Below are 26,384 nucleotides of genomic sequence, written 5' to 3' on the forward strand. Positions count from 1 at the left end.
GACGGCGTGTCAAGGGCCCTGCCGTGCGGCGTCGACGCTCGGGTAGGGGTGGGACGAGGGTCGACGGGCGGCCCGACGTCACAGGAGGCGCACCATGTGCACAGGTGTCAGCTACACCACGCGGAACCACTACTTCGGCCGGAACCTCGACCTCGAGTTCTCGTATCACGAGACCGTCGTGGTGACTCCGCGCAACTTCCCCTTCCGTTTCCGGGCGACCGATCCGCTCGAGACCCACCATGCGATCATCGGCATCGCGACGATCGCCGACGGCTACCCGCTGTACTACGACGCCGTCAATGAGCGGGGGCTGGGCATGGCCGGGCTGAACTTCCCCGGCAACGCGGACTACAAGCCCGAGAAGGCCGGCACGACGAACATCGCGTCTTTCGAGTTCATCCCGTGGGTCCTCGGCCGCTTCGCGACCGTCGACGAGGTCGCGGCGGCGCTCACCGACGTCACGATCACCGACGCCTCGTTCAGCGACGCCTTCCCGGCCTCACCGCTGCACTGGATCATCGCCGACCGCGAACGGTCGATCACCGTCGAGAGCGTGCGGGAGGGGCTTCGCGTGTACGACAACCCCGTCGGCGTGCTCACGAACAATCCGACGTTCGACATCCAGCTGTTCGGCCTCAACAACCTCATGCACCTGTCGACCTACCCGCCGGAGAACACCTTCGCCCCCGAGCTCGCGTTGGACCGGTACAGCCGCGGTATGGGAGCGATCGGGCTCCCCGGTGACCTCTCGTCGTCCTCCCGTTTCGCCAAGGCGGCGTTCACCCGGATGAACTCCGTCGCCGGCGAATCGGAGTCGGAGTCGATCAGCCAGTTCTTCCAGATCCTCGGGTCGGTGGCGCAGCAACGCGGGTGCGTGCACGTCGGGGAGGAAAGCAAATTCGAGATCACCATCTACTCGTCGTGCTGCAACACCGACACCGGTGTGTACTACTACACGACATACGAGAACAGCCAGATCTCGGGAGTCGACATGCATCGCGAGAACCTCGACGCCGACACGCTCGTGCATTACCCGCTGGTGACGGGGCAGCAGATCAACATGCAGAACTGACGACCCGCCATACCGGATCGGTGGCTATACCGCATTGCCGTCCGGAACGCGAGTGGTCGCGCGGTGGGAATCGATCGACCTACCGTATCCGGACCGGGATGAACCGTCCCGGCATCCGGGATCAGACCCGGACGCAGATCGACGGAAGGGGCCGAATATGGGACTCGACGACAAGATCAAGAACGCAGCTCAGGACGTCACCGGCAAGGCGAAGGAAGCCGCCGGCAAGGCGACCGACAACGAGCGTCTCGAAGCCGAAGGCCACAAGGACCAGACCGCCGCCAACGTCAAGAAGGCCGGCGAGAACGTCAAGGACGCCTTCAAGTAAGACGCTCCCTCACGCGAGCGCCCCGGGTCCATGGACCCGGGGCGCTCTGCTGTCCGCCTGCGGGGCGCTCGGGGTGGATGTATTCATCTGACTGCATCCGCCTATCACGAGCGGTGTCGAGACTCAAGCGCTTCCGGGCTGTGCGGTCGCGCAGCACGATTCCCTCATGACAGATCTGCTCGCGCCGGACACGGCCGAGGACGAGCCCTCACGTCCCGGCTCCGAGGCCGAGCTCCACGCGCTCCTCACCGCTGTCGCCGCCGGCGACCAGGGTGCGTTCGCCGAGCTGTACGACGCCACCGCCGCCGCTGCCTTCGGGCTCGCGCTGCGGCTGACTGCGAGCAGGGATGCAGCCGAGGAAGCCGTGCGCCAGGCCTTCCTCGACGTCTGGCGCGAGGCGCGCTGGTTCGACGCGGGCGCGGGCACCGTGCGCGCCTGGATCCTCGCCCGCCTCCGGCGTCGCGCTGTCGGGCGCGGCCGGCTGACCGAGATGCGCGAAGCGCTGACGCGTCTCCACGAGACGAGCGGCCCAGCCTGACACCGGCCCCGTACCGCAACAGGCTCGATCGGGCAACAGGAGGTGCTCGGCCCGGCCCGGCCGAAAGACTGGGGCATGGCCTTCATCGGATATCACGCTTCGCACGAACAGCTCGCGCCCAGCGCGCTCCTGGAAGCCGTCATCGCAGCCGAACGCGTCGGCTTCGACGGTGCATTCAGTGCTGACCACCTCGCGCCGTGGACTCCCCGCCAGGGGCACTCGGGCAACACGATCGCGTGGCTCGGCGCCGCCCTCGCCTCGACCCGGTTTCCCATCGGATCGGTCTCCACACCCGGTCAGCTGTACCACCCCGTCGTGAGTGCACAGGCGATCGCGACTCTCGCCGAGATGTTCCCGGGGCGCTACTTCGCCGCCCTCGGCAGCGGCGAGCTGCTGAACGAGCACGTCACCGGCGCGCCCTGGCCCCCGAAAGACGAACGCACCGCGCGCCTGGGAGAGTGCGTCGAAGTGATGCGGGGACTGCTCGCCGGCGAGCGCATCGATCACGACGGCCGCATCCGCGTGCACGAGGCCCGTCTGTGGAGCCTGCCCGCGGGGCCGGCGACGCTCATGGCGACCGCCGCCTCGCCCGAGACCGCACGGTGGGCAGCCGGGTGGGCCGACGGACTCGTCACGGTCGGCACGCGCCGTGACCAGGTCGCCGAGATCGTCGACGCGTACCTGGATGCCGGCGGCCTCGGCCCCACCTGTCTGCAGGTGCACATCGCGCTCGCGGGATCGAGCGAAGAGGCCACCACGCTCGTGCGCGACCAGTGGCTGCACGGCGTGGTCACCCCGCCGGAGGCTTGGGACATCGCCCAGCCGGAAGACTTCGCCGCCCGAGCCGGCGACCCCACCGATGCCGAGCTGGCCGAGCACGTGCTCGTCGCGGACGATTCCCCCGGCGGCATCGCCGATCTCGCCGACCGCCTCGCGGGGCTCGTCGACACCGGCTTCGACCGCCTCTACATCCACGAGATCTCACAGGACCAGCGCGCGTTCCTCGGTGAACGGGCCGCGGCCCTCCTCACGGCACTGCGTGAGCGGCTGGGCGCCGAGCCGAATGACTCCGGGAGCGCACGATGAAGATCTCCGACACGAGCGACCTGTGGTGGAAGAACGCCGTGCTCTACTGCGTCGACGTCGAGAAGTACCTCGACGACGACGGCGACGGCGACGGCGACCTGCAGGGCCTCGCCCGGCGGCTGCCCTACCTCGCAGACCTCGGCGTGACCTGCCTCTGGCTCATGCCCTTCTATCCCACGCCCGGGCGTGACAACGGGTACGACGTGTCGGACTACTACGGGGTCGATCCGCGCGTGGGGACACACGGCGACTTCGTCGAGCTCATCCGCACCGCCGAGGACCGCGGCATCCGGGTCATCGTCGACCTCGTCATGAACCACACCTCCGACCAGCATCCCTGGTTCCTCTCGGCACGAGAGAGCCGGGAGTCGCCCTATCGCGACTTCTACGTGTGGCGCGACGAGATCCCCGACGACCCCCGCGAGACGCAGTTCCCCGGTGAGGAAGACGGCGTCTGGGAGTGGGACGAGAGAACCGGGCAGTACTACCTGCACAGCTTCTACGCCCACCAGCCCGACCTGAACGCCGAGAACCCGGCCGTGCAGCGCGAGCTGGCGAAAGTCATGGGCTTCTGGCTACAGCTGGGCGTGTCGGGCTTCCGGGTCGACGCGGTGCCCTCGTTCGTCTCTTCGCCCGAACGTCGCGAGCCGCAGCGCGACCACGACGTCCTGCGCGCGCTGCGCCGCTTCGCGCAACGGCGCTCGAGCGAGGCGATGCTCGTCGGCGAGGTCAACGTGCCGCACGACGAGCAGGCCGCCTACTTCGGCGCGGACGGCGACGGCGAGCTGCACATGCAGTTCGATTTCGCGAGCAACCAGGCGCTCTATCTCGCGCTCGCGCGGGAAGACCCGCAGCCGCTGCGCGCCTCGCTCGAGAGCCGTCCCGAGATCGCGACGATCTCGCAGTGGGCGAATTTCGTCCGAAACCACGACGAGCTCACCCTCGACCAGCTCTCCGACGCCGAGCGGGAGGAGGTGTTCGCCGCCTTCGCGCCCGAGGAGTCGATGCAGGTGTTCGGTCGCGGCATCCGGCGCCGGCTGCCTCCGATGCTGGGCGGCGACCCGCGCCGAATCCGCCTCGTGTACAGCCTGCTCTTCTCGCTGCCCGGAACGCCGGTGCTGTTGTACGGCGAGGAGATCGGAATGGGCGAGAACCTCGACATCGAGGAGCGCGACGCGGTCCGCGTGCCGATGCAGTGGCGCCCCGACGGCGGGTTCTCGACCGCGCCCGCGAGCGCGCACCCTCTGCCGGCACCGGAGGGCCCGTACGCCCCTCAGCACGTGAACGTCGAGAACCAGCTTCTGGTCCCGGACTCGTTGTTCGCATTCATCCGCGGGCTCGCGCGCAGCTACCGGCAGTCTCCCGAGATCGGGTGGGGCGAGCTCGAATTGCTGCCCGTCACCGCGGCATCCGTCCTGGCCCACGGCGCTCGCACGAGCGAGAGCCGATTCGTGGCGGTGCACAACTTCGCCGGCGAGCCGGTGGCGTTCGACGTCGATCTCGGCGACGAGCCCGCAGGCACCGAGCTCGTCTGCCTCGCCTCGGGCGAGAGCTGGGCGCTGGACGGCGGCACCGTCTCGATGGGCCTCGACGGCTATGGCGCGCGGCGTCTCCGCGTCACGCGTCCCGGCGACGGACGCTTGCGCTGACGGGTGAAACAGCGGGTGATTTCCGCGGCCTCAGCGGATCGAGGGCGGGGTCCGTGTCGAGGATGGGGGAGGGGCAACGGGGGCGAGGTACGGACGGCCGGGGGGATCGTCCGCACCTCGCCCCCATCTCCGCGACTCGTCGTCAGGGCGTGATCGACACGACCGTCTCGCCCGACCACACGACGGTCTCATCGTCGAAGGCGGCAACCGCCGCGGGCGCCGCCGGATCGGTTCCGGCAACGCATTCCGTCGCAGACACGACGCCGGCCGCATCTACCCATGACAGCGACAGGGCACCATCGCACGCACCGGCATCGACACGCGCGACCGCGGTCTCGCGGCCCAACACGTCGAGTGCGACGGCGTTCGCGAGCGGTAGGGGAGCGAACGCTCCCGTACCGACACGCGTATACGGGACGCCCTCGCAGATGACCGCGGTCTGCTGCGCGCCCACCCGCACGCTCGCGGGTGCGGCACACGGCAGCGGAATCTCACCGGAGGGCGAATCGAGCACGGTCGGAGCCGAACCCGCCGGGTACATCGCACGCGCCAGCAGATCGGGGTAGGGGTCCCAGAACCTCCCCTGAGTGAACGTGCGCAACAGCTGCGGCGTGCAATCCGCCAGATCGACGACGAGCTCGGCGTCGGCGCCGGAGAGACCCGACAGGGCGCGAACCTGGGCGATCCCGCGGGAGCGCGGCGTCACATCGACCCACGTCGCCCCGTCGTCGTCGGAGCGCTCCACGACCGGTTCCTCGCCGTTGCAGGCACCGGCCGTCGCCCGCCATAGCGTTCCCTCGGACGAACGGGCGAGGAAGCGCTCCGCGGCCCCGATCGCCGTCGGCGATGCGGTCGGAGCCGGCGAGTCGGTCGCGTCCGGTCGCGCCTCGCCGCGGAACGAGAAGCTCGGCACCGGCCCCGCGGTGGGGGCGACGGCCGTCTGCGAGCTGCGGTCGTGCTGGAGCGCGAGGGCCGTCAGAGCGACGACGACCAGGGCGAGCGCGCCGACACCCGCCACCGACAACGCACGAGCGATGGGCGATCCGGTCAGGTCACGTCGCGCCATGCGCCGTCAGCTCTCAGACGGATCGGAGCGCCGCGAGTCGTCGGAGGAGCGCGTGCGGAACCCCAGCTCGTCGAGGGTCGGCGGGGCGGCCGTCTCGCTCGTACCGGTGCTGCGGCCACGGCGGCCGCGCGGCTGCTTGGCGCGCGCGGCGGGCTGTGCGCGTCGCGCCTCGCGCGCTGCGGTCTCCTGCTGGGTGTAGCCGTAGCCGTAGCCATACCCGCCGTAGTACGCGTCGGGTCCGCGCGTGGGCACCATCGTGAGGACCACACCCGCGACCTTGGCATCGACGGTCTGCAGGGCGTCGATCGCGCCGGTGAGCTGGTGGCGGGTCGTCCGGCCCGCGGCCACACCGACGATCGCGCCGCTGGTGGCGCGGGCGAGGATCGCGGCGTCGGTCACCGGCAGAAGCGGCGGGGCGTCGCAGAGCACGACGTCGAAGTCGCGTTCCAGCACCTCGAGCAGCTGGCGCATCTGCGGTGAGGCGAGCAGCTCGCTCGGGTTCGGCGGGATCTTGCCCGACGGCAGCACGTAGAGGCTTCGGCCTCCCCACGGCAGCATGACATCTCCCAGACGCGCGCGTCCGATGAGGACGTCGGTGAGCCCCGCCCCGCCTTCGAGACCGAGGTACTCGTCGACCTTGGGCTTTCGCAGATCGGTGTCGAGCAGGGCGACCTTCTTGCCGGCGTCGGCGAGGGCGATGGCGAGGTTGATCGTCGTGGTCGACTTGCCCTCGCTGGGCACCGAGCTCGTCACCACGAAGCTCGAGCGACCACCCATGTCGAGGAACTGGAGGTTCGTCCGCAGCGCTCGGAACGACTCCGCACGCGGGCTCAACGGGTCGGCGTGCACGATGAGGGGCCGGTCCTTCGCCTTCGGGTCGAAAGCGATCGCCCCGATCAGGGGAGAGTCGGTGACCTGCTCGACATCGCGCGAGCTGCGGATGCGGGTGTCGAGGACGGTGCGCAGCACCGCGATGCCGATCCCGAGCGCGAGGCCGACGAGAAGTCCGAGCGCGAGGTTGAGCGGGACGTTCGGGCTCGACGGGCTCAGCGCCGGCTGGGCGTCGCGGACGCGTGAGAGCTGGATCGGGCTCGCGCCCGAATCGCTCGCGGGCTCGATCGCCGGGACCGCCGCCGACAGGCTCGCAGCGAGGGCGTTGGCGATGTCCGCCGCCGCGACCGGGTCGGGGTCGACCACGGTGATCGTGATGAGCGTCGTGTTCAGCGCCGCGCTCGCGTTGACCTTCTCGGCGAGCTGGCCCGCCGTGGTCTCGAGGCCGAGCTCCGCGATCACGGGATTCATCACGATGGGCGTCGAGACGAGCCCGACGTAGGTGTTGATCCGCGCCTGCGCGAACGTCGAGCCCTGCTGGAGCTCGGCGACGCTGCCGGAGGTCTGCGTCGACACGAAGACCGTGCTGGACGACTCGTAGGTGGGCGTGCGCGTCAGCGAGTAGGCGGCGGCCGCACCCACACCCACGAGGGTGACCACGAGGATCACGATCCAGTTCTTGCGGAGGATGCGGATGTAGTCGGAGAGCTCCATGCTGCCCTTCGGTGCGCGCCACGAGGGCATCGGCGGAAACTCGGATCAGTCTGCCACAGCCATGTTTCGGGCCGGGGTCGGATCGCGCGTGCCGGATCAGGCCGCCGTCGCCGTCGCGAGCCCGACGACGCGCACGACCTGGTCGATGGCGGGATCGAGCTGCGCCGCCGACAACTCGTACGTGGACCACGAGCGCCGGTACGGGTCGACGACGTCGTCGTCGGCGGGGTCGGCCGGCGGGAGCACGAGCCCCCGCTGCCCCGCGACCGCCGCGACCGCCGCGCGCAGCCGGCCGGCCGCGTCCTGGTCGGCGGCCGCATCGACGGCGTCGCGCAGCGCACGATCCGGAAGCGACGACGCCAGGCGTCCGAACTCGCGCACCGTGAAGGCGACGCGGGTGCGCGAGGGGACCAGCTCGGCCACCGCGCGCCGGTGCTCGCGTGCCATGGCCAGGACGAGGTCCGCCGAGCTCAGGTGCTGTTCGGTGAGGAAGCGCGCCCGGTGGGCGGCGGCATCCGACGCGGCCACGCCGCGGTCCAGCGCCAGCTGCTGCGCCTCGGGAGTCATCGCGTGATCGGCCAGGCCGCGCGTCCCCGCGCTGGCGACCCGGACATCCCTCCCGGCGAGCCGCGTCTGCAGCAGCAGTGCGGCGAGAGGGGAGCGGCAGATGTTGCCCGTGCAGATCGTCGCGATCTCGATCATGTGACCTCCGCATCGGGGCAGCGGCGGTCGGCGGGCCGCCGGTAACGTGGGCGCGTGCACACCCACCCTAGCGAGCCGGTCGCGTCCGTCGCCGATCCCGCCGTCGACCCGTCGGCGGAGTACGCCTCGTCGCGGTCGCGGCGTCCACGTCGCCGTCGCGTCGACTGGCGCCAGGGCGGATCCAGCGTGCGCCGCTGGCGCGAGATGATGCTCGCCTGGTCGCTCGTGAGCCTCGGCGGCGGCATCCTGCTGGGGTATCTCGTGCTGTGGCTCCAGCCCGCCGCTGCCTGGTCCGGCATCGCCGCGACGGCGGCGCTCTGGCTCGGGATGCTGATTCCCGTCGTCCTGGCGCTTCGCGTCTCGCGGCCGGCGGGGCTCCTCCGGCTCCGTGCCTCCGACCTCCTCATCGGTCTCGGATTCGGCGTCGTTCTCCGGCTCGCCCAGGGGCTCATCCAGCAGGGGGTCGACGGGCAGGCCCGGTTCCCCGGCCTCCTGCTCGTCGACGGCGGGCTTCCGGCGAGCTGGTGGCTGACGGATGCCGCCGCTGCCGGTGTCGTCGCGCCCGTCCTGGAGGAGTTCTTCTTCCGCGGGGTCGTGCTCGTCGCCGTCTACACGCTCCTGCGCCGCGCCGCGGGGCCGGCGACCGCGGGTGTCGCCGCCCTGCTCGTCTCGACGGCGGTCTTCCTGGTGAGTCACCTCATCGGCGGCGACCTGGGCGTCGACGGCGTGCTCTCGATCGCGCTCGTGGGGGCGGTGTGCGCCGGGCTCGTGCTCCTGACCGGGCGCATCTGGACCGGCGTCGTCACGCACGTCGTCTACAACCTCTCGGGGGTCGGCCTCGCCCTCGTCGGAACCTTCGCGGCCTGAGTCCTCGCCTCGGCACGGAGTCCGCATGACGACCTGGTGGAACGCGGTCTCCGGCGGCGGCTTCTACACCCGCTGGAGCGCCGCTGTGTCGCTGCTGGTCGCCGGGATCTTCTCGGTGCCCTCGATCGGCGGGGTGGGCATCGAGGCCTACCTGCGTGGCGCGACGGTCGCCGTCCTCGGGTGGGCGGTCCTCGCGGCGCTGCTCGTGCCCGTGGCCGTCGCGGAACGACGACTGCCGTCACGGACCGCCCGCGGCGCGCTGGTGCTCGTCGGCCTCGTCGCGGTGGCGACGATGCGCTCCTTCGTCAACGACGCGATCAGCTCGGCACTGTTCGGCATCGTTCCCAGCGGACCGATGCCCTCGCGCATCGCGACCAACCTCGTGACCGCCGTCGCGCTGCTGTCGATCGTGGCCGTCATCACGTCACGTCACGCCGCGTCGCGTGCCGCCGCCGAACGGCTGCGCGCGGCGCTCGCGCGGGTCGCGAGCGCCGAGGCGCAGCGACAGCGAATCGCATCGGAGTCGCGGGCGGCCCTGGTCACCGGTATCGCGGAACTGCGTCGCGCTCGCGAACACATGCTCGGCGGCCCGGTCGACTTCGAGGCCGTCCGCGCGTTCTCCGAGGAGGTTCGCGCACTCAGTCACCGTGTGGATCGGATGCGGCGACGTCCCGACGCCGGAGCCTCCGACGCTCCGCTGCCGCACGAGCCGCTGCCTCACGAGCCGAGCCCGCGCCTGTCGCTCCGTCTGATCGCCCCGCCCTGGCTCAGCGTCGCCCCGCTGTATGTCGTGGCCTGCATGCCGTACGCCATCGCGGCGGGTGGAGCGGGGGTCGGTCTCGCCGGTCTCGGCGGCGGCATCCTCGTCGATCTCGTCGCCGGTGCCGTTGTGCGCCGGTGGGCGCGCCCGCCGCGACCCGCCGCCTTCCTGGCGAGCTGGACCGCCGCCGGCGTCGCGATGAGCATGGTCACCTATCTCTTCCTGCCGCACATCAGTGTGCTCGGGCTGGTTCCCGTGCTCGCCGTCCCCGTCGTCGCGGTCCTGGTCGCTCTCTGCCGTGACGCCCTTTCCCGCGCCGGTGCCGACGAGCGCCGCGCGGCCGCGGGCCTCGCGGAGGTCGCCCGCGAGGCGGCCGAGGTCGACGAGGGGGCCTCCGCCCGCCGGGCGATCGACGTGCTCCATGGGCGCGCGCAGGGTGCATGCGTGGTCTTCGGGGCCCGCGTCGACGAGCGGGCCCCCACACCGGATGAGGTGGCGGACTTCCGGGGCCGAACCGAGGCGGCGTTCGACGACATCCTCGACAAGGGGGTCTCCGAGCGGATGCCTGCGAGCGAGTCGCTCGATCGTCTGATCGAGGCGTGGGCGCCCGCCGTCGCGGTCACGCAGCACATCGACGACGCCGTCCGGCACCGGCTGGCCGACCCGGAGACCGCCGACCGTGTCGTCTCCCTCGTCACCGACGCGCTCGTCAACGCCGTCAAACACTCCGGGGCGCGCCGGGCGCACGTGGTCGCGCGCGTCACGGGCTCGGGGGCGCTTCTCCTGCGAGTCTCGTCGCCCGGACGACTCGTGCCGCATCCCGGCCGCGGCCTCGGGACCCGCGGACGTCGAGTGTTCCAGGACGGCGACGACGTCGTCCTGGAATCGGTCTTCCCGCTGCCGTCAGTGTGAGGGCGGCAGGCGCAGGGTGACCGTCGTGCCGACCCCGCGAGTGCTCTCGATGAACGCCTCGCCGCCCAGCCGCCGCGCGATGTCGCGGACGCTCGCGAGACCCACGCCCGTGCCGCCGTCACCGGGGTCGGAGAGTCGTCCGCGGTGGTACGGCTCGAAGATCGACGCGAGGTCGGCCGGATCGATGCCGCGTCCGCTGTCGGCGACGGAGACGACAGCGGCATCCGGTTCCTCCGACACCGAGACGACGATCGCGTCCTCGCTGTACTTCGCGGCGTTGTCGATGATGTTCGCCAGAGCCCGGCGCAGCAGCGCGCGATCGGTCGACACGTGCGCGCGGCCCGCGCCCCGCACCGCCACCCGCTCGTTGACGTCGCCCGGCAGGACGAGCTCGGCCGCCTCGCGGGCGAGGGTGAGCAGATCGGTCTCCTCGCTCTCGTCGCCGTGGCCGCCCCGCACGTGCGCCGACAGCTCTCCCGCCATCGCGATGATGTGGTCGGTCACGCGCGACACGTGCTGCAGCAGTCCGGCCTGAGCCGCGGGGATCTCGTCCTCGAGCAGATCGACGTATCCCCGCAACGCCGTGATCGGAGAGAGGAGGTCGTGGGCGAAGGCGCGGAGGAAGCCGTCCTTCTCGTCGTCGATGCGCTTGGCCTCGCTGAGGTCGCGCACGATCTTCACGAAGCCCGCGGGCGCGTTGTCGTCGTCGCGGACGGCCGTGATGAGCACGTGCGCCCAGAAGAGCGAGCCGTCCCCGCGCACGCGCCAGCCGGTGTCCTCGACCGACCCCTCGGCGCGAGCGGCGGCGAGCAGTCGCTCCGGCCGGCCGCGCTCCCGGTCCTCGGGCCGGTAGAACCGCGAGAACGGCGTGCCGATGACGTCAGGCGCGGCGCACCGCTTGAGCCGCTCGGCCCCGGGGTTCCACGACCGCACCACGCCGGCGTCGTCGAGCTCGACGATCGCGACCGAGGTCACTTGCGCTGCCCAGTCGGTCGAGGCGCCCGCGAGGGGCGCCCTCGCCGCGGGGGCGTGGTCGTAGGGGGGAGCGCTCATCATCGTCGTCACCTCGAACGGGCCGAGTTGTCGGGAGTCTCAGCGTCGGGATCATTCTCCTGTCGCGGTGAATGTCGCGCCTGCACTTGACACGGGCGCGCTGAGGGGCCGCTCGCGTGGTGACGTGGTGGGCAGCACGATGGCCATCGCGGTGCCGCCGGACGCGGACGCTCCCACCCGGACACGCCCGCCGTGAGCCACGACCGCGTTGCGGACCACCGAGAGCCCGATGCCGAAGCCCTGGATCGCGTGCTCGCGGGCGTACGTCGTGCGGTAGAACGGGTCGAAGACGCGGGTCCGCTCGAGAGAAGTCAGGCCCGGGCCGCTGTCGCTGACGACGATGTGGATGCCCGAGTCGTCCACGCGCTGACCGATCACGACGGCCGACGCGGGTGGGCTGAACTTCAGGGCGTTGACCAGCAGCTCCTCGAGCGACTGGCGGATGCGCACGGGGTCGAGGACGACGCGTTCGTCCGTCGCGCCGATCTGCTGGATCGAGCTGCCGCGGCGCTCGGCCTGCGGCGTGACGGCGCGCACCGCCGAGGCGATCAGATCGCTGAGGGTCACGGGCCGCGGTGACACCTCGGTGTCGGTCGAGGCGGCGGCGAGCAGCTCGTTGATGCGGTCCGTCAGCACGAGGACGTTGCGCTCGACGAGCGAGAGGTAGCGCATCGCGGCCGGATCGTCCGACCCCACTCGCTCCGTCAGCAGATCGAGGTATCCGGTGACGCTCGTCAGCGGCGTGCGCAGCTCGTGCGACACGGTCCGCAGGAAGTCGTGCCGGATCTGCGCGGCGTCGGCCATCTCCGTGACGTCGTGGGCGACGACGAGCGTGCCCAGCAGGGTGCCGTTGGCGCGGCGCACGCGGTCGGAGTCGGCGAGGATCGCGCGCTGCGCCATCGGCGGCCCGACCCACTCGATGGCCTCGCTCACCCTCTCGCCCCGCAGGGCCCGGGGGATCAGCTGCTCGTGACGGGGGACGGGCGTGGCGCGGTCGGCGGCCAGCACCGCGTCGCCCGCGTAGGGGGGTTCGTCCAAGGAGAAGCCCGACGCGACCGAGAGGTCCTCGGCGGTCCGGTTGGCCAGGACCAGGCGACCCGCGTCGTCGTACAGCGCCACGCCGCTGCGCACCGTGTCGAGCACGGTGCGCAGCACCAGCTCGTTGTCGTGGGCTTGCGTGAGCGCGCGCGCCCGCTCCTCGTGCGATGAGCGGAGACGACGGCTGCTCCGGCGCAGATGCTGCGCCGCGATGTTGACGACGACGGCGACGGCGAGGATGAGTACCGGGAGAGTGAAGACGTTGACCCACTCGAGCGCCGTGACCGGCAAGGTGCCGCGCACGACGAAGGGCAGGGAGGTCATGAACGCCGCGCCGCCCACCGCCGCGACGAAGGCGACCGGCGGGAACCCGTACGCGATCCACAGGATCGGGAAGATCGCGAGCATGCTCACGCCGGGCAGCAGCCAGACGACCTCGGTCCGCAGCAGCGCGACGGCGAGGATGTCAGAGAACGCCAGCACGATCAGCCATGACGGCGAGAACCGTTCCCACGGGACGAGCGCGCCGGCCATCGTGGTGACGATGACGAGGATCACGGCTGCACCGACGAACGGCGACGACAGCGAGGACGGCGCCCCGACGGCGAGGGCGCAGATCACGACGAGCGTGCCGACGACGAACGGCAGCTGCGCGCGCGTGAACACCCGGATGCGCCCGACGCGCGCACGCTGCAATTCGAACAGGGGCATCCGGGGTCTCCGATCGGGGTGCATGAGAGATCGAGGACGGCCCGGGGGGACAGGCGCGGCTTTGATAACGTCGACCGATAGCGTACGCTGTCTCTTTGGTGCGCATGCCATGCAGGCGTGTCGCCACGAACGTGAGCCCTCCACTGGCGTGTTCGTCCCCGTCGGACGAACCACCCCGGAGCGGGATTCACGAACTCCTCCGTTCGATTCAAGAAAGCAGCACTACTGTGACGCGCACTTTCACCCCCAAGGCTGGCGAGATCCAGCGCGAGTGGCTGGTCATCGACGCAACCGACGTCGTTCTCGGCCGCCTCGCCTCGCACGCCGCCGTCCTCCTCCGCGGCAAGCACAAGGCTTCGTTCGCTCCTCACGTCGACACCGGTGACTTCGTCATCGTCGTCAACGCCGAGAAGGTGGCCCTGACCGGTCAGAAGCTCCAGAAGAAGATGGCCTACCGCCACTCGGGCTACCCGGGCGGTCTCAAGTCGGTCTCCTACGAGGAGCTGCTCGAGAAGAACCCCGTCCGCGCGGTCGAGAAGGCCATTCGCGGCATGCTCCCGAAGAACAGCCTGGGCCGCCAGCAGCTCTCGAAGCTCAAGGTCTACGCCGGTGCCGAGCACCCGCACGCTGCGCAGCAGCCCACCACCTACACCTTCGACCAGGTCGCCCAGTAAGCGCCGCGAAAACACTCAAGGAACCACTGATGGCGAAGATCGCTGACTCCCTCGAGGAGACCCCCCAGAACTACTCGACCGAGACGCCCGCCGCGGAGGCCGCTGCCGCTTCCGCTCCGCGTCCGGTCCTCTCGGTCCCCGGTGCCGCCGTGGGTCGCCGCAAGCAGGCCATCGCCCGCGTGCGCCTCATCCCCGGTTCGGGCACGGTCACGGTCAACGGGCGCACGCTCGAGGACTACTTCCCGAACAAGCTGCACCAGCAGCTCATCAACGACCCGTTCACGGTGCTCGAGCTCGCCGGCTCGTACGACGTCATCGCGCGCATCTCCGGCGGTGGCCCTTCGGGTCAGGCCGGCGCGCTGCGTCTCGGCATCGCCCGTGCGCTCAACGAGATCGACGCTGAGAACAACCGCCCGACCCTGAAGAAGGCCGGCTTCCTCTCGCGCGACGCTCGCGTGAAGGAGCGCAAGAAGGCCGGTCTCAAGAAGGCCCGCAAGGCTCCTCAGTACTCGAAGCGTTAAGCTCCGTGGCGCTGTTCGGTACGGACGGTGTTCGGGGGCTGGCCAACGGCCCCCTCACCGCCGAACTCGCACTCACCCTGGCCCAGGCGACTGCCGTCGTCCTGGGCCAGGGCCGTATCGCCGAGGCGCGCAAGTCCGCCGGCAAGCGGCTGACCGCTGTCGTGGCGCGTGACCCCCGCGTTTCGGGCGAGTTCCTCTCCGCCGCCGTGGCCGCTGGGCTCGCCTCCTCCGGGGTCGACGTGCTCGACGCGGGCGTTCTGCCCACCCCTGCTGCGGCGTTCCTCGTCGGCGACATCGACGCCGACTTCGGCGTCATGGTCTCGGCGTCCCACAACCCTGCTCCCGACAACGGCATCAAGATCTTCGCGCGCGGCGGCGTCAAGCTCCCCGACGAGGTCGAGCGCCGTATCGAAGAGGCCCTCACCGGTCCCAAGCTCCAGCCGACCGGTGCCGCCGTCGGCCGCATCCGCGTGTTCGCCGACGCCGAGGACCGCTACGTCGTCCACCTTCTCGGCTCGCTGCCCCACACGCTCGACGGCATCCACGTCGTCATCGACTGCGCGCACGGCGCCGCGTCGGGGGTGTCTCCGCAGACGTTCCGAGACGCCGGTGCGAAGGTCACCGTGATCGGTGCCGACCCCGACGGCCTCAACATCAACGACGGCGTCGGCTCGACCCATCTCGACCGGGTTGCGGCGGAGGTCATCCGCACCGGCGCCGACATCGGCATCGCCCACGACGGCGACGCCGACCGCTGCCTCGCCGTCGACGCCGACGGTCGCGTGATCGACGGCGACCAGATCATGGCCATCCTCGCGGTGGCGATGAAGGAACGCGGACGCCTGCCCTTCAACACCCTCGTCGCGACCGTGATGAGCAACCTCGGACTGCACCGGGCGATGGCCGAGCACGGCATCGCCGTCGAGCAGACCGCCGTCGGCGATCGCTACGTGCTCGAGCGGATGAATCAGGGCCGTTTCGGGCTCGGCGGCGAGCAGAGCGGGCATGTCATCATGAGCCGCTACGCGACGACCGGCGACGGCCTGCTGACGGGGCTCCACCTCGCCGCCGAGATGGCGCGCCAGCGCAAGACCGCTGCCGAGCTCGCATCCGTCATGACGGTGTATCCGCAGGTGCTCGTCAACGTTCGCGGCGTCGACCGCGACCGGGTCACGAGCGACGCGGGTGTCCAGGATGCCGTCGCCGCCGCGTCCGCGCGCCTCGGCGACTCCGGCCGCGTGCTGCTGCGCGCGTCGGGCACCGAGCCGCTCGTGCGGGTCATGGTCGAGGCGACGACGGAGGATGAGGCCCGGACGATCGCCGACGAGCTCGCCGGTGTCGTGGCCGACCGACTCTCCCTCAGCTGATCCGTCCCCGCTGCTCCGCCTCGTCCGTCGGCGCTTCGGCGAGGACGAGGCGCGCGGCATCCGTGGCGTCGGCGACGTTTCACAGCAGCACGCCGACCGGCGCGCCCGACTCGTCACGGTAGTACACGACCGTGCGGGCGCCCGCTTCGTCGTCACCGACCTCGACGACGAGCGTGTCGAGGTCGGGATCGAGCGTCCCGACGGCCTCCCACCGCACGCCGAACACCTGCGAGTAGAAGTACGGGGTGTGCCGGTACGCCTCGCCGCTGCCGGCCATCGACCGTCCGGCCGCACGGCCCATCTCCTGGGCGTTGTCCACGTGCTCCACCCGGGTGCGTCCCAGCAGACGGTCGGGGTAGGAGGCGATGTCGCCGGCGGCCCAGATCGCGTCGTCGGAGGTGGCGAGGGACTCATCGACCACGACACCGTCGTCGACGGTGAGTCCGGCCTGTTCGGCGAGGTCTGTCACGGGCGAGACCCCGAGCCCGAGCACGACGGCGTCACCGCGCAGCCGCGACCCGTCATCGAGCACGACGTCGAGCACAGCATCCGGTCCGTCCGCGTCGGACTCGCCCGCCACCACCTCGTCGACTCGGCGACCGGCGATGAGACGCACGCCGGCGTCACGGAACAAGCCCTCGTAGCGGTCGGCGAGCTGCGGCGGGAATGTGCCGTCGCCGAGCGTCCGGCTCGGGAAGACCAGGTCGACCTCGACGTCGTTCTGCACGAGCCCCGCGGCCAGCTCGGCGCCGATGTAGCCGCCGCCGACGACCACGATCCGGCGGGCCTCGGTCGCGAGCTCGCGCAGTCGGCGATAGTCCTCCGCGGAGCGGAAGAACAGCACCCGGTCGCTGTCGGGCGCGTCGACCTCGTGCGGGCGTGAGCCCGTCGCGAGGAGCAGCCGGCGATAGCCGACGCGTTCGCCGTCGCCGACCAGCACCGTCCGTCCGTCGCGGTCGATCTCGGTGACGACGGTCTTCAGGCGGATGTCGGCGCGGGTGTCCTCCGACGTGCCGAGCGGAACCTGGTCCCACGTGAAGTCGGGGTCGGTCCACAGCTTCTTCGACAGCGCCGGGCGTGTATAGGGCTCGTCGACGTCCGCACTGAGGATGCCGATCGTTGCGTTGTCGTCGATCTCGCGGATGCCGCGGGCCGCCGCATCCGCGACCATCCCGCCACCGACGATGAGGTAGTCGTAGCTCTGCATGCCGCCACGCTAGAGGCCGGCGGTGGGCGATCCCACGCCGTGCCCTCGAAGCGACGGGCGCGTAAGATGCTCCGCCCGAGAATCCACTGCCCGGACGCTCTTCCCCAATCGCGTCCGGGCAGTGAACCAGCCCGTCCCGCCACTTCCCCGGGCGGCAGTCGGACCCGAGCAACGAGCCTCATCGGATGTCGGCCCGCTCGGTCTCGGAACGAGATTCACAGTATTGCGTGACGGCGGCGAAGGCGACGGCTTCGGGCAACGTTGAGTCAACGTTGCGGTTGTCTTCGTGGCGCCTTGCGGTTCGGTTCCGGCCACGGGCATTTGGCGGGATCGGGGCTTCGTGGCACACTCGTGGGGATTGCTGGGGGAGGGACTCGGCGGGCGGTATGTGCCCGTCGAGATGATTGTTACCCACGAGGAAGACATGAAACCCGACAATCAAGATCCCCGGAACTCGCGCCGACGACGTTGGACGCGAGGCCTTCTCGCGACCCTGTCCACGGCCGCGCTCGTGCTCGGCGCTGCGGCCACGGCCCAGGCCGCAGACGAGGTCGCCCCGCAGGCGGCGACGCCCCGACCCGTGACCGTGACGCTGTCGGCGAGCGACCTCGCCACCGTGTCGTCCCGCTCGCCGCGGACCGTCCTGCGGAACCAAGCGCTGAGCGCCACGTCCACCCAAGACCGGGCCTATGCCCGCTTCACCCTGCCGGAAGACGTCGACACCACCCGACCTGTGACGGCGTCGCTGTCGCTGACCGTGCGGTACACGAACGCGACGACGGCCGGCGTCGACGTCTTCGTCGAGGGCGGCGCCTGGTCGGGGAAGACGCTGACCTACGCGAACCGCCCCTCCGAAGGCGGCGACCGGCTCATCCGATCCAGCCGGACCGCACGCACGGGGGCGACGCTGACGATGTCGCTCGGCGACGTGGTGCAGGACGTGCGCGACGGCGAGCTGTCGCTGAGGGTGGCGTACCGGCAGAAGAGCGTCTCGACGCTGTTCCACCGCACCGGTGACAAGGCGCCCTCGCTGAAGCTGACCTACACCCCCGAGCCCACGGCCACTCCCGCTCCGGAGCCGACTCCCGTGCCGGAGCCGACTCCCGTGCCGGAGCCGAGCACGCCGCCGACGGTCGACACGTCCCGCATGGTGTTCGCGCACTACTTCCCGCCCTACCCGATCTCCATCGACAATCGTCCGGCCGACAGCGACTACTACGCACGCAACTATCTGGACCCCGAGGGTGAGAACGGCAAGCACGCCGAGTACGGCGGGCTGCTGCGCGACCGGCCGCTCGCGGTCGCGCCGTCGGGCTCGTCGACGTGGCGCGTCGACAATCTGCGACGCGAGGTGTCACAGGCGCAGAGCGCGGGGATCGATGGCTTCACCGTCAACATCATGAGCGTCAGCGGCACCAACTGGGACGCCACGAAGAACCTCTTCACCGCGGCTGAGCGCCAGGGCCGATTCGCTGTGGTGCCGATGATCGATGCCTCGGCATCGGTGGCCGGCGTCGACCCCGAGACCGTGGCGGACCGCCTGGCGGAGCTCTACCGCTCGGCGGCGGCGTTCCGGGTCGGTGACCGGATGCTGCTGTCGTCGTTCGCGGCCGAGAAGCAGAGCGTCGACTGGTGGTCGCGCATCATCCAACGCCTGCAGCGTGTGCACGGTGTGCCGATCACCTTCCAGGCCGTGTTCCTCAATGCCTCCGACGCGAACATGTCAGCATTCCGTGACATCGCAGACGGCTACGGCAACTGGGGCGTGCGCAGCGAATGGCACACCTCGAACGGGCCCGACTACGCCGCTCGCGCCGCTGCTCTGGGCAAGACGTGGATGGCCCCGGTCTCCGTGCAGGACTACCGTCCGCGCGCCGGCGTGTTCGCCGAGTCGGGCAACACCGACAACCTCCGGGCGTCGTGGCGGCGCGCGATCGAATCGGGGGCGCAGTACGTGCAGCTGGTCACGTGGAACGACTACAGCGAGAGCACGCAGTTCGCGCCGTCCGCCGACCACGGTGACACGTTCCTCGACATCAGCCGGCCGTACCTCGACTGGTTCCACAGCGGTGCGCAGCCCCGGGTGACCCAGGATCAGGCGTTCCTCGTGCACCGCACCCAGTTCGTCGGTGCCCGGCCGGCCCTCGGCCACCTGCTGGCGTCTCCGACGCTCGGCGGCACATCGAGCAGCCCGACGGACGAGGTCGAGGCGGTCGTCTACCTGACCGCTCCGGCCACGCTCACCGTCAGCGTGGGTGGCGTGGCCACGCGCTTCGAAGCCCCCGCCGGGCGGTCGGTGTACACGGTGCCGCTCCGCGAGGGTACGGTGTCTGCGACCATCGAGCGCTCGGGACAGCGCGTGGTGTCATTGACGTCGCCCTACCGCGTCGTCGGGACTCCGGAGGTGCAGGACCTCAGCTACTACGGGGTCAGCAGCGTCGGCTGACGCTCCGGGACGCCGCGCCCCGGGCGCCGCGGCGTCCGGGGCGCCGCTGCTGCGTCCCCGGCCGCGTCGGCCGCTCTCGGGCACCACCGAGTACGTCGAGTAGCTGCGGCGGTCCGCGCGCGTGGGTCGTGCCAGATTGAGCACGACACCATGGATCGTCGCGCCCACCGAGGCCAGCCGCGCGGTCGCCCGCCGGACGTCGCGCTCGCGGGCGCGACCGGCGCCGACGACCAGCACGGCGCCGCCGAAGACACGGGCCAGGACGGCTGCGTCGGCGACCGGGTGAATCGGGGGCGCATCAATGATCACGATGTCGTGCGCGGCGCGCAAGCTCTCGAGCAGCTCGAGTGCACGCTCGGACTCGAGCAGTTCCGACGGGTTGGGTGGCACCGGTCCGGCCAGCAGAACATGCAGCCGTTCCGGCCCCCACGCGACGAGAGCGTCGTCGAGCGTCGCCTCGCGTGCGATGACGCTGGTGAATCCGAGATCGGGGGGAAGGTCCAGGATTCGGCTGAGACTCGGGCGACGCAGGTCCGCCTCCACGAGACACACCGAAGCGCCGGTGGCGGCGAGAGCGACGGCGGCGTTGGCAGCGGTCGTGCTCTTCCCTTCGCTGGGGACCGAGGACGTGAAGACGAACACCCGGTGGTCCTGAGAGGCCTGAACGAAACGGAGATTGCCCCGGAGGCGGCGATAGTCCTCCGATCGCAGAGAATGCGGCGCGGTCAGCAGGGCGAGCGGCGCCCGATCCGCGGTGCGGTCGGTGCTCACGGTGCCGATGACGGCAGCCCCGGCGGCCTCCTCGGCCTGCTCCACGGTGCGGACTCGCGAGCCGAACATCAACCGCAACAGGATGACGGCAGCCGCAGCGACGAGTCCGCCCAGTGCGCCGAGGATCACGAGCATGGGCGTATGCGGCGCGGAGGGCGAATTCGGCGGCACAGCGTTTTCGACGACGCGCAGCCGGACCGGCGAGGTGCCGTCGACCTGGGGCGAGAGCGTGGGCACGACCTCGGCGAGCTTGGCCGCGACGAGGTTCGCGATGCGAGCGGCCTCCCGCGGAGACGGATCCACCGCTGAGATCGAGATCATCGAGGTGTTCAGCGGCACCGAGGTCGACACACGCGAGCGCAGCTTGGCCGTCGAGTCGGACAACCCGAGCTCGTCGATGACCGGCGCGAGGACGATCTCGCGCGTCGCGACGGTGCTGAGATTGCGCGCCTGCTGCTGGGAGAAGTTGCTGCCCTGCGCGAGCTCGCCCGTCGTCGAGCTGCCGGTCACAGCGACGAACACGTCGGCCCGTGCCGTGTACTCCCGCGGCACCGTCCAGGCGTATGCCAGCCCGGCCGCGGCGCCCAGCGCCACCAGCACGATCACCGTCATCCAGTGATATCGGATCACCCGTAGAACACGGCTGGACTCCATAGCGTCCCCCATTCGCGCGTCGACAAAGCGACGCGGCCCCAATATGCCGCGTGCGAACACGCGGACCCCCGTCTGACATGATATGCGAGGGGGAGGCTCGTGGGGAAGCAGACCGGAACGATCGGCGAGACGTCGTTGCGCGGCGGCGCGCGCATCGCACTCGTCGCGCTGTCGATCGGCGTGCTGAGCGTCGTGATGCCGCTCGCTCTGGTGTCCGACATCCCCGACCGGGGACGAAGCGAGGCGTGGGTCGTCACGCTGCTGATCATGATCTACGGCGGCATCCGGCTCTCGCTGTCGTGGGTGTCGGGCCGCCCCCACCTGTTCGACTTCTTCTTCTGGGTGTTCGCATACATCTTCATGGGGCTGGCGCCGACCGCGCAGATCCGCGCCGACGCGGTCTCGACAACGACCCCCGGCATCGATCCGGCCTTCGATCTGCCGACGGCAGGGATCGTCGCCCTCGGCATCGCCTGTTACGAGGTCGCGCGTGCCGCATGGATGCTGCGGCAACATGCGCGTCCGCCGCATGCGGGGCAGGCGCCCCGACCGGTCAGCGCGGCACGGACCGTCGGACTCGCGGTGGTCGGGCTCGGTATCAGCGTGTTCTTCGTCGCGCAGCTCGGCCCCGCCGCAGCCCTCGGCAGCCGCGAGGCGGCTTTCGCGGCTCGCGAGGCGCGCTGGCCCGACCCTGCCGTGCGTGCCGTCATGTACGCGGCGTCGGTCTACCCGCTGCTCATCGCGACCGGTGCGCTGGCGCAGCTGCGACGAGTCGCGGTCTCACGGGCCGCACGCATCGCGTACACGGTCGCGGCTCTCGCCGCCTCGGTCGTCCTGCTCCTGATCGTGAACCCGGTCGCGAGCGCGCGGTACACCTTCGGAACCGTCGCCGTCGCGCTGGCGATCTTCGCCGGCGCGGCCTCCACCCGCCTCCGAGCCCGCCTCACGATGCTCGCCGCGATCGTGGCGTTCCTGTTCCTCTTCCCGATCGCCGACGCCTTCCGCACCGATGAGGTGCGGGTCAACCGGACCAGCTTCTTCGGCGAGTATCTGGCGAACCCCGATTACGACGCGTTCTGGCAGGTGGCGAACTCGCTCGCCTACTGGCTCGACGGCCTCGTGGAGCCGGCTCGACAGTTCCTCGGCAGCATCCTGTTCTGGGTGCCGCGGTCGATCTGGCCCGACAAGCCCACCGACACCGGCATCGTGCTCGCCGAGTACCGGGGATACAGCTTCGACAACCTCTCGGCGCCGGTGTGGGCGGAGGCCATGGTCAACGGCGGCATCGTCGCCGTCGTCATCGTCTTCGTCGGACTGGGCATCGTGCTGCGGGTGATGGACGTCAGGATCGTGACGGCATTCGCTTCCGGCGGCGTCTGGGCGATCGCCGGGGCGGTCCTGCCGGTATACATGACGATCCTGATGCGCGGCTCGCTGCTCCAGGCAACCGGTGCGACGACCGTGATGATCGTCTGCCTCCTCCTCGTCGCCGGGCGGGTGCATTCACCCGGCGACGGGGAGGAGGCGCCGCTCGGACCGAGCCGCGCAGGATCAGGCGGCGCGGAGCTCGGCGTGGCTGCGCCGGTACCAGGCGATGGTCCGGGCCAGCCCGCCGCGTAGCCCGATGCTCGGCGTCCAGCCCGTCGAGCGCAGCAGTGAGATGTCGAGGAGCTTCTGCGGAGTGCCGTCGGGCTTGGTCGTGTCCCAGCGCGTCTCTCCGCGGTAGCCCGTGATCGTCGCGATCTGCTCGGCGACCTCGCGGATCGTCGTGTCCTGACCGGTGCCGATGTTCACGTGAGAGGCCCCGTCGTAATGCTCCATGAGGTGCACGATCGCCGAGGCCAGGTCGTCGGCGTGCATGAACTCCCGACGCGGCGTGCCCGACCCCCAGTTGGTGACCACCGCGCTGCCGAGCGCGGCGGCCTCATCGTAGCGACGGATGAGCGCGGGCAGTACGTGGGATCCGAGCGGCGAGAAGTTGTCGTTCGGTCCGTACAGGTTCGTCGGCATGACGGAGATCCAAGGGAGACCGTGCTGTCGCCGCACGGCTTGGACGTTCAGGATTCCGGCGATCTTCGCGATGGCATAGGCGTCGTTCGTCGGCTCGAGATGGCCGGTGAGAAGACTGTCCTCGCGCAGTGGCTGCGGCGCGAACTTCGGGTAGATGCACGACGATCCGAGGAAGACCAGCCGCTCGACTCCCACTTCGGCCGCGGCATCCATCACGTTGGACTGGATCCGGATGTTGATGCTCAGGAAGTCGGCCGGATAGGTGCTGTTCGCGAGGATGCCGCCCACCTTCGCCGCGGCCAGCACGACGTAGCGCGGGCGGTGCGCGCGGAAGAATCGGAAGACGTCCCCGCGTTCGGTGAGATCCAGTTCGGCTGAGGTGCGGGTGAGGAGGCGGTCGAAGCCCTCGGCTTCGAGTCGACGGACCACCGCGCTGCCGGCCAGGCCTCGATGACCCGCGACGAAGAACGTCGCGTGCCGATCGAGCCGGGTCGGGTCGAATGCGAGCCCGTCGCTCACGCGGCCCATCCCGAGAGGGCGACCGTATCGATCCACGGGCGACCCGCGAACTCGAGGGCGCGGATGTCGGCGTCCACCATGATGCGTGCGAGCTCCAGCGGGCCGACCGTGGCCTTCCAGCCGAGCTTCTCCTCGGCCTTGCTCGGGTCTCCGATCAGCGCGTCGACCTCGGTCGGACGCAGGTAGCGCTCGTCGAAGCGGACATGGCGCCGCCAATCGAGACCCGCGTGGGCGAAGGCCGCTTCGAGGAAGTCGCGAACGGTGATACCGATGCCGGTCGCGAGCACGAAGTCCTCCGGCTCGTCGGCCTGCAGCATCCGCCACATCCCCTCGACGTACTCGGCGGCGTAGCCCCAGTCGCGGACGGCGTCGATGTTGCCGAGGTACACGTGGTCCTGAACGCCGAGCTTGATCGCTGCCACGGCGCGCGTGATCTTGCGGGTCACGAACGTCTCGCCTCGGCGGGGCGACTCGTGGTTGAAGAGGATGCCGTTGACCGCGAACATGTCGTAGGCCTCGCGGTAGTTCTTCGTGATCCAGTAGCTGTAGAGCTTCGCGGCGGCATACGGCGAGCGCGGGTAGAACGGCGTGGTCTCGCTCTGCGGCGGAGGCGTGGCGCCGTACAGCTCGGAGGAGGACGCCTGGTAGAAGCGGGCCCGGACCCCTGACATGCGCACGGCATCCAGGAGCCGCACCGAGCCGGTTCCGGTGGTGTCAGCGGTGTGCTCGGGCTCGTCGAACGACACGCGCACGTGCGACTGCGCACCGAGGTTGTAGACCTCGTCCGGCTGGATCTGCGCGAGCAGCGTCGTCATGCGGACGCCGTCGCTGAGATCGCCGTAGTGCAGGAAGAGGCGTGCCCCCACCTCGTGCGGGTCGACGTACAGGTGGTCGATGCGCGACGTGTTGAACGTCGACGCCCGCCGCACCAGGCCGTGGACCTCGTAGCCCTTCGCGAGCAGGAGCTCGGCGAGATAGGACCCGTCCTGGCCCGTGATGCCGGTGATGAATGCACGCTTCATGAGCGTTCTCCCCCAAAGCCTCGGCGCTGCAGCCCCGTCGCGCGACCCGAGCGGACCCCTCCGCTCGGCGCGTGCCGATCCCCAAATCGACGGTGTTGCGAGTATAGGGATGTCGAGCTGTCCACCACAAGCGCGGGTCACCGCGCGTACAGCTCGACCAGCCTCTCGGCGATCGCGGGCATCGTGAACCGCTCGCGTGTCAGGTCGCGGCCGCGTTCGCCGCGCAGGCGTGCATCCGCCGGGTCGGCGAGCAGTCGCCGCATCGCCGTGACGAGGGGTTCGAGTCCACCGTCGGTGACGAATCCCGCCCCGGCGTCGCGCACAGCCGGGGCCAGTCCGCAGGAGTCCGTGACGACCACGGGCAGACCCGCGGACATGGCTTCGAGCACCGACATCGGGTAGGGCTCGTCGACTGCCGGGAGCACGTAGCCGCTGGCTCGCCGCATCCGCTCTCCCGTGCGTGCGGGCTCCAACGCACCCTCCCAGCGGATGCGCTCGGGGTGGCCCGACGCCTCGATGGCCGCGCGGACGGCGTCGCCCTCGCCTTCGTCGGGGCCGACGAGGCGGAAGCGGGCCTCGGGGAACTCGGGCGCCAGTCGCGCCGCGGCCTCGACGAACTGCACCGGCCGTTTCCGGGGTGCGAGCCGGGCGAGGTACAGCAGCTCGGGCCCGAGCGGGGCGGCTGCGGGTGCCGTCGGAACCCCGTTGGGAAGCTCGACCAGCTGCGCACGGCCCCGGCCGATGGTCTCGAGCGAGGCGCGTTCGCGCTCGGTCAGGTAGGTCACGATGCGTGCCCCTGCCAGTGCCGGGCGCGTCAGCACCGCGTCGAGGGGGATTGCGAGCGGATTCGTCGACTCGTCGATCATCCCGTGGGTCTGGAGGACGGTGGCGACCCCGCGCGAGCGCGCGATCCGGGCGGCGGGCAGAGTGACGAGGTCGCGCGCGGCATGCACGTGCACGACGTCGAATTCGTCGACGTGCCGGCGGAGCGCACGCAGCAGTGCGGGCGATCCGACGCCCGCGAACCCGATGCCCGGGATGAGCGTACGTGCCGGGAAGAGTCGGGCCGGGATGCCGTCGATGTCGGTGGGAATGACGTCGTACCCCCGCGCCGCGCCCGCGAGCACGACGTCGTGCCCGAGATCCCGCAATGCCGCGAGCTGGTTCAGCGCCACCCGGAGGGGTCCGCCGTACTCGCCGTGCGGGCTCACCAGGGTGACGACGGCGAGGACCCTCACGACCGCACGACCGCGGCCGGGGCGAGCACGGTCGCGCCGGCGGGCACGTCGCGGACGACGAGCGCCGTGGCTCCGATCACAGCGTCCGCTCCGATGCGGACGCCGCGCAGCACCGTGGCGCGGGCGGCCACCCACGCGCCGTCTTCGACGACGATCGGCGCATTGTCGAACTCGAAGGTGGGTGATCGATGATCGTGGCTCCCGGTGCACAGCAGCGCGCCCTGCGAGATGCAGACATCGCTGCCGATCGAAACCGGCTCGAGATTCAAGATCCAGGCGCGCTCGCCGATCCAGGTGTCATCGCCGATCGTGAGCTTCCAGGGCCAGTGGACGCGGACCCCGGCGCGCAGATTCACACCGTTTCCGATGCGGGCCCCGAACGCACGCAGCACCGCGACCCGGACGCGGACCGGGACGAACCACGGCATCACCCCGATCGCCGAGGCGAGCTGCCACGCCGCTTGCCAGACGGGCCCGCGGCCCTTGTCGTATCCCCTGCCGCTGAACCCAGCGAGCCGTCGCCGTTCCCCCATGGCGCCTCATCGTACACACGGCCGCGGGATCGGCTGGAGACAGATGCCGCGCCGATGCGGTACCGTCCTCCGTACGGGCAGGCGTGGGGACGCGG

Annotated in this window: 23 protein-coding genes; 12 read left to right on the top strand and 11 right to left on the bottom strand. The window is 70.7% G+C overall.

From position 1 onward, the window contains the following. Nucleotides 1-94: 94 nt before the first annotated feature. The 5 genes from bsh to ACU6RU_RS15435 all read left to right on the top strand — a co-directional run bounded on the left by bsh (nucleotide 95) and on the right by ACU6RU_RS15435 (nucleotide 4,673). Nucleotides 95-1,072 (top strand): choloylglycine hydrolase, encoded by a 978-nt coding sequence (gene bsh, locus ACU6RU_RS15415; RefSeq protein ID WP_446726997.1) that lies wholly within the window; start codon nucleotides 95-97, stop codon nucleotides 1,070-1,072. A gap of 157 nt (nucleotides 1,073-1,229) precedes the next feature. Further along, on the top strand, nucleotides 1,230-1,400 hold the full coding sequence (locus ACU6RU_RS15420; protein ID WP_289330192.1) for a CsbD family protein: 171 nt from the start codon (nucleotides 1,230-1,232) through the stop codon (nucleotides 1,398-1,400). 166 nt (nucleotides 1,401-1,566) lie between these two features. After that, a complete protein-coding gene (locus ACU6RU_RS15425) occupies nucleotides 1,567-1,938 on the top strand; it encodes a sigma factor (protein WP_446726998.1) in 372 nt (123 codons plus the stop codon). A 75-nt stretch (nucleotides 1,939-2,013) separates the two neighbouring features. Beyond that, the gene (locus ACU6RU_RS15430; protein ID WP_289330190.1) at nucleotides 2,014-3,024 is read left to right on the top strand and encodes an LLM class flavin-dependent oxidoreductase; all 1,011 of its coding nucleotides are present in this window, start codon (nucleotides 2,014-2,016) and stop codon (nucleotides 3,022-3,024) included. Then, complete coding sequence (locus ACU6RU_RS15435) at nucleotides 3,021-4,673, top strand: alpha-amylase family protein (protein WP_120265262.1); 1,653 nt, start codon at nucleotides 3,021-3,023, stop codon at nucleotides 4,671-4,673. The genes ACU6RU_RS15430 and ACU6RU_RS15435 overlap by 4 nt, the downstream gene beginning before the upstream one ends. Before the next feature lie 142 nt (nucleotides 4,674-4,815). On the opposite strand, the gene ACU6RU_RS15440 is transcribed toward ACU6RU_RS15435, so the two are convergent. From ACU6RU_RS15440 to ACU6RU_RS15450, 3 genes are all read right to left on the bottom strand, one after another. Then, a complete protein-coding gene (locus tag ACU6RU_RS15440) occupies nucleotides 4,816-5,739 on the bottom strand; it encodes a hypothetical protein (protein ID WP_446726999.1) in 924 nt (307 codons plus the stop codon). A gap of 6 nt (nucleotides 5,740-5,745) precedes the next feature. Beyond that, on the bottom strand, nucleotides 5,746-7,284 hold the full coding sequence (locus ACU6RU_RS15445; RefSeq protein WP_446727018.1) for a polysaccharide biosynthesis tyrosine autokinase: 1,539 nt from the start codon (nucleotides 7,282-7,284) through the stop codon (nucleotides 5,746-5,748). Between the two features lie 96 nt (nucleotides 7,285-7,380). After that, nucleotides 7,381-7,986: an arsenate reductase/protein-tyrosine-phosphatase family protein gene (locus ACU6RU_RS15450; RefSeq protein ID WP_120265265.1), complete on the bottom strand. Its 606-nt coding sequence runs from the start codon at nucleotides 7,984-7,986 to the stop codon at nucleotides 7,381-7,383. A gap of 54 nt (nucleotides 7,987-8,040) precedes the next feature. Between ACU6RU_RS15450 and ACU6RU_RS15455 the strand changes: the two genes are divergently transcribed. Next, nucleotides 8,041-8,853: a CPBP family intramembrane glutamic endopeptidase gene (locus ACU6RU_RS15455; protein ID WP_446727000.1), complete on the top strand. Its 813-nt coding sequence runs from the start codon at nucleotides 8,041-8,043 to the stop codon at nucleotides 8,851-8,853. Between the two features lie 25 nt (nucleotides 8,854-8,878). Continuing rightward, nucleotides 8,879-10,525, top strand: a complete 1,647-nt coding sequence (locus ACU6RU_RS15460; RefSeq protein ID WP_446727001.1) for a hypothetical protein — start codon at nucleotides 8,879-8,881, stop codon at nucleotides 10,523-10,525. Here the strand turns inward: ACU6RU_RS15460 and ACU6RU_RS15465 are convergent. Both ACU6RU_RS15465 and ACU6RU_RS15470 read right to left on the bottom strand, forming a co-directional pair. Then, nucleotides 10,517-11,581, bottom strand: coding sequence for a PAS domain-containing sensor histidine kinase (locus ACU6RU_RS15465; protein ID WP_446727002.1), 1,065 nt, complete (start codon nucleotides 11,579-11,581; stop codon nucleotides 10,517-10,519). The two genes, ACU6RU_RS15460 and ACU6RU_RS15465, sit on opposite strands and share 9 nt — an antisense overlap. Nucleotides 11,582-11,629: 48 nt before the next feature. Further along, nucleotides 11,630-13,327: an ATP-binding protein gene (locus ACU6RU_RS15470; protein ID WP_446727003.1), complete on the bottom strand. Its 1,698-nt coding sequence runs from the start codon at nucleotides 13,325-13,327 to the stop codon at nucleotides 11,630-11,632. A 227-nt stretch (nucleotides 13,328-13,554) separates the two neighbouring features. Between ACU6RU_RS15470 and rplM the strand changes: the two genes are divergently transcribed. The 3 genes from rplM to glmM are packed head-to-tail and all read left to right on the top strand — an operon-like array spanning nucleotide 13,555 to nucleotide 15,889. Continuing rightward, the gene (gene rplM / locus ACU6RU_RS15475) at nucleotides 13,555-14,001 is read left to right on the top strand and encodes a 50S ribosomal protein L13 (protein WP_120265270.1); all 447 of its coding nucleotides are present in this window, start codon (nucleotides 13,555-13,557) and stop codon (nucleotides 13,999-14,001) included. A gap of 29 nt (nucleotides 14,002-14,030) precedes the next feature. Then, complete coding sequence (rpsI, locus tag ACU6RU_RS15480; protein ID WP_120265271.1) at nucleotides 14,031-14,522, top strand: 30S ribosomal protein S9; 492 nt, start codon at nucleotides 14,031-14,033, stop codon at nucleotides 14,520-14,522. Between the two features lie 5 nt (nucleotides 14,523-14,527). Next, nucleotides 14,528-15,889 carry a phosphoglucosamine mutase gene (gene glmM, locus ACU6RU_RS15485; protein WP_120265272.1) on the top strand — a complete coding sequence of 454 codons (1,362 nt, stop codon included), beginning with the start codon at nucleotides 14,528-14,530 and terminating at the stop codon, nucleotides 15,887-15,889. Nucleotides 15,890-15,968: 79 nt separating this feature from the next. On the opposite strand, the gene ACU6RU_RS15490 is transcribed toward glmM, so the two are convergent. Then, complete coding sequence (locus ACU6RU_RS15490; protein WP_446727004.1) at nucleotides 15,969-17,096, bottom strand: NAD(P)/FAD-dependent oxidoreductase; 1,128 nt, start codon at nucleotides 17,094-17,096, stop codon at nucleotides 15,969-15,971. Nucleotides 17,097-17,520: 424 nt separating this feature from the next. Here ACU6RU_RS15490 and ACU6RU_RS15495 point away from each other — a divergent pair, with 424 nt between their 5' ends. Continuing rightward, nucleotides 17,521-19,542, top strand: coding sequence for an endo-1,3-alpha-glucanase family glycosylhydrolase (locus tag ACU6RU_RS15495; protein WP_446727005.1), 2,022 nt, complete (start codon nucleotides 17,521-17,523; stop codon nucleotides 19,540-19,542). Here the strand turns inward: ACU6RU_RS15495 and ACU6RU_RS15500 are convergent. Next, entirely contained in the window at nucleotides 19,462-20,979 is a 1,518-nt protein-coding gene (locus ACU6RU_RS15500; RefSeq protein WP_446727006.1) for a polysaccharide biosynthesis tyrosine autokinase, read from the bottom strand. The genes ACU6RU_RS15495 and ACU6RU_RS15500 overlap by 81 nt on opposite strands. Before the next feature lie 87 nt (nucleotides 20,980-21,066). Here ACU6RU_RS15500 and ACU6RU_RS15505 point away from each other — a divergent pair, with 87 nt between their 5' ends. After that, nucleotides 21,067-22,587, top strand: coding sequence for a hypothetical protein (locus ACU6RU_RS15505; protein WP_289330180.1), 1,521 nt, complete (start codon nucleotides 21,067-21,069; stop codon nucleotides 22,585-22,587). Here the strand turns inward: ACU6RU_RS15505 and ACU6RU_RS15510 are convergent. From ACU6RU_RS15510 to ACU6RU_RS15525, 4 genes are all read right to left on the bottom strand, one after another. After that, nucleotides 22,519-23,505: a GDP-L-fucose synthase family protein gene (locus ACU6RU_RS15510; protein WP_120265277.1), complete on the bottom strand. Its 987-nt coding sequence runs from the start codon at nucleotides 23,503-23,505 to the stop codon at nucleotides 22,519-22,521. The two genes, ACU6RU_RS15505 and ACU6RU_RS15510, sit on opposite strands and share 69 nt — an antisense overlap. Then, on the bottom strand, nucleotides 23,493-24,518 hold the full coding sequence (gene gmd / locus ACU6RU_RS15515; protein WP_120265278.1) for a GDP-mannose 4,6-dehydratase: 1,026 nt from the start codon (nucleotides 24,516-24,518) through the stop codon (nucleotides 23,493-23,495). Before gmd ends, ACU6RU_RS15510 begins: the two co-directional genes overlap by 13 nt. A gap of 137 nt (nucleotides 24,519-24,655) precedes the next feature. After that, nucleotides 24,656-25,756 (bottom strand): glycosyltransferase, encoded by a 1,101-nt coding sequence (locus tag ACU6RU_RS15520; RefSeq protein ID WP_446727007.1) that lies wholly within the window; start codon nucleotides 25,754-25,756, stop codon nucleotides 24,656-24,658. Next, nucleotides 25,753-26,289, bottom strand: coding sequence for a DapH/DapD/GlmU-related protein (locus tag ACU6RU_RS15525; protein WP_120265280.1), 537 nt, complete (start codon nucleotides 26,287-26,289; stop codon nucleotides 25,753-25,755). Before ACU6RU_RS15525 ends, ACU6RU_RS15520 begins: the two co-directional genes overlap by 4 nt. Nucleotides 26,290-26,384: the final 95 nt, after the last annotated feature.

This window comes from Microbacterium sp. F1-18, from assembly GCF_052921305.1.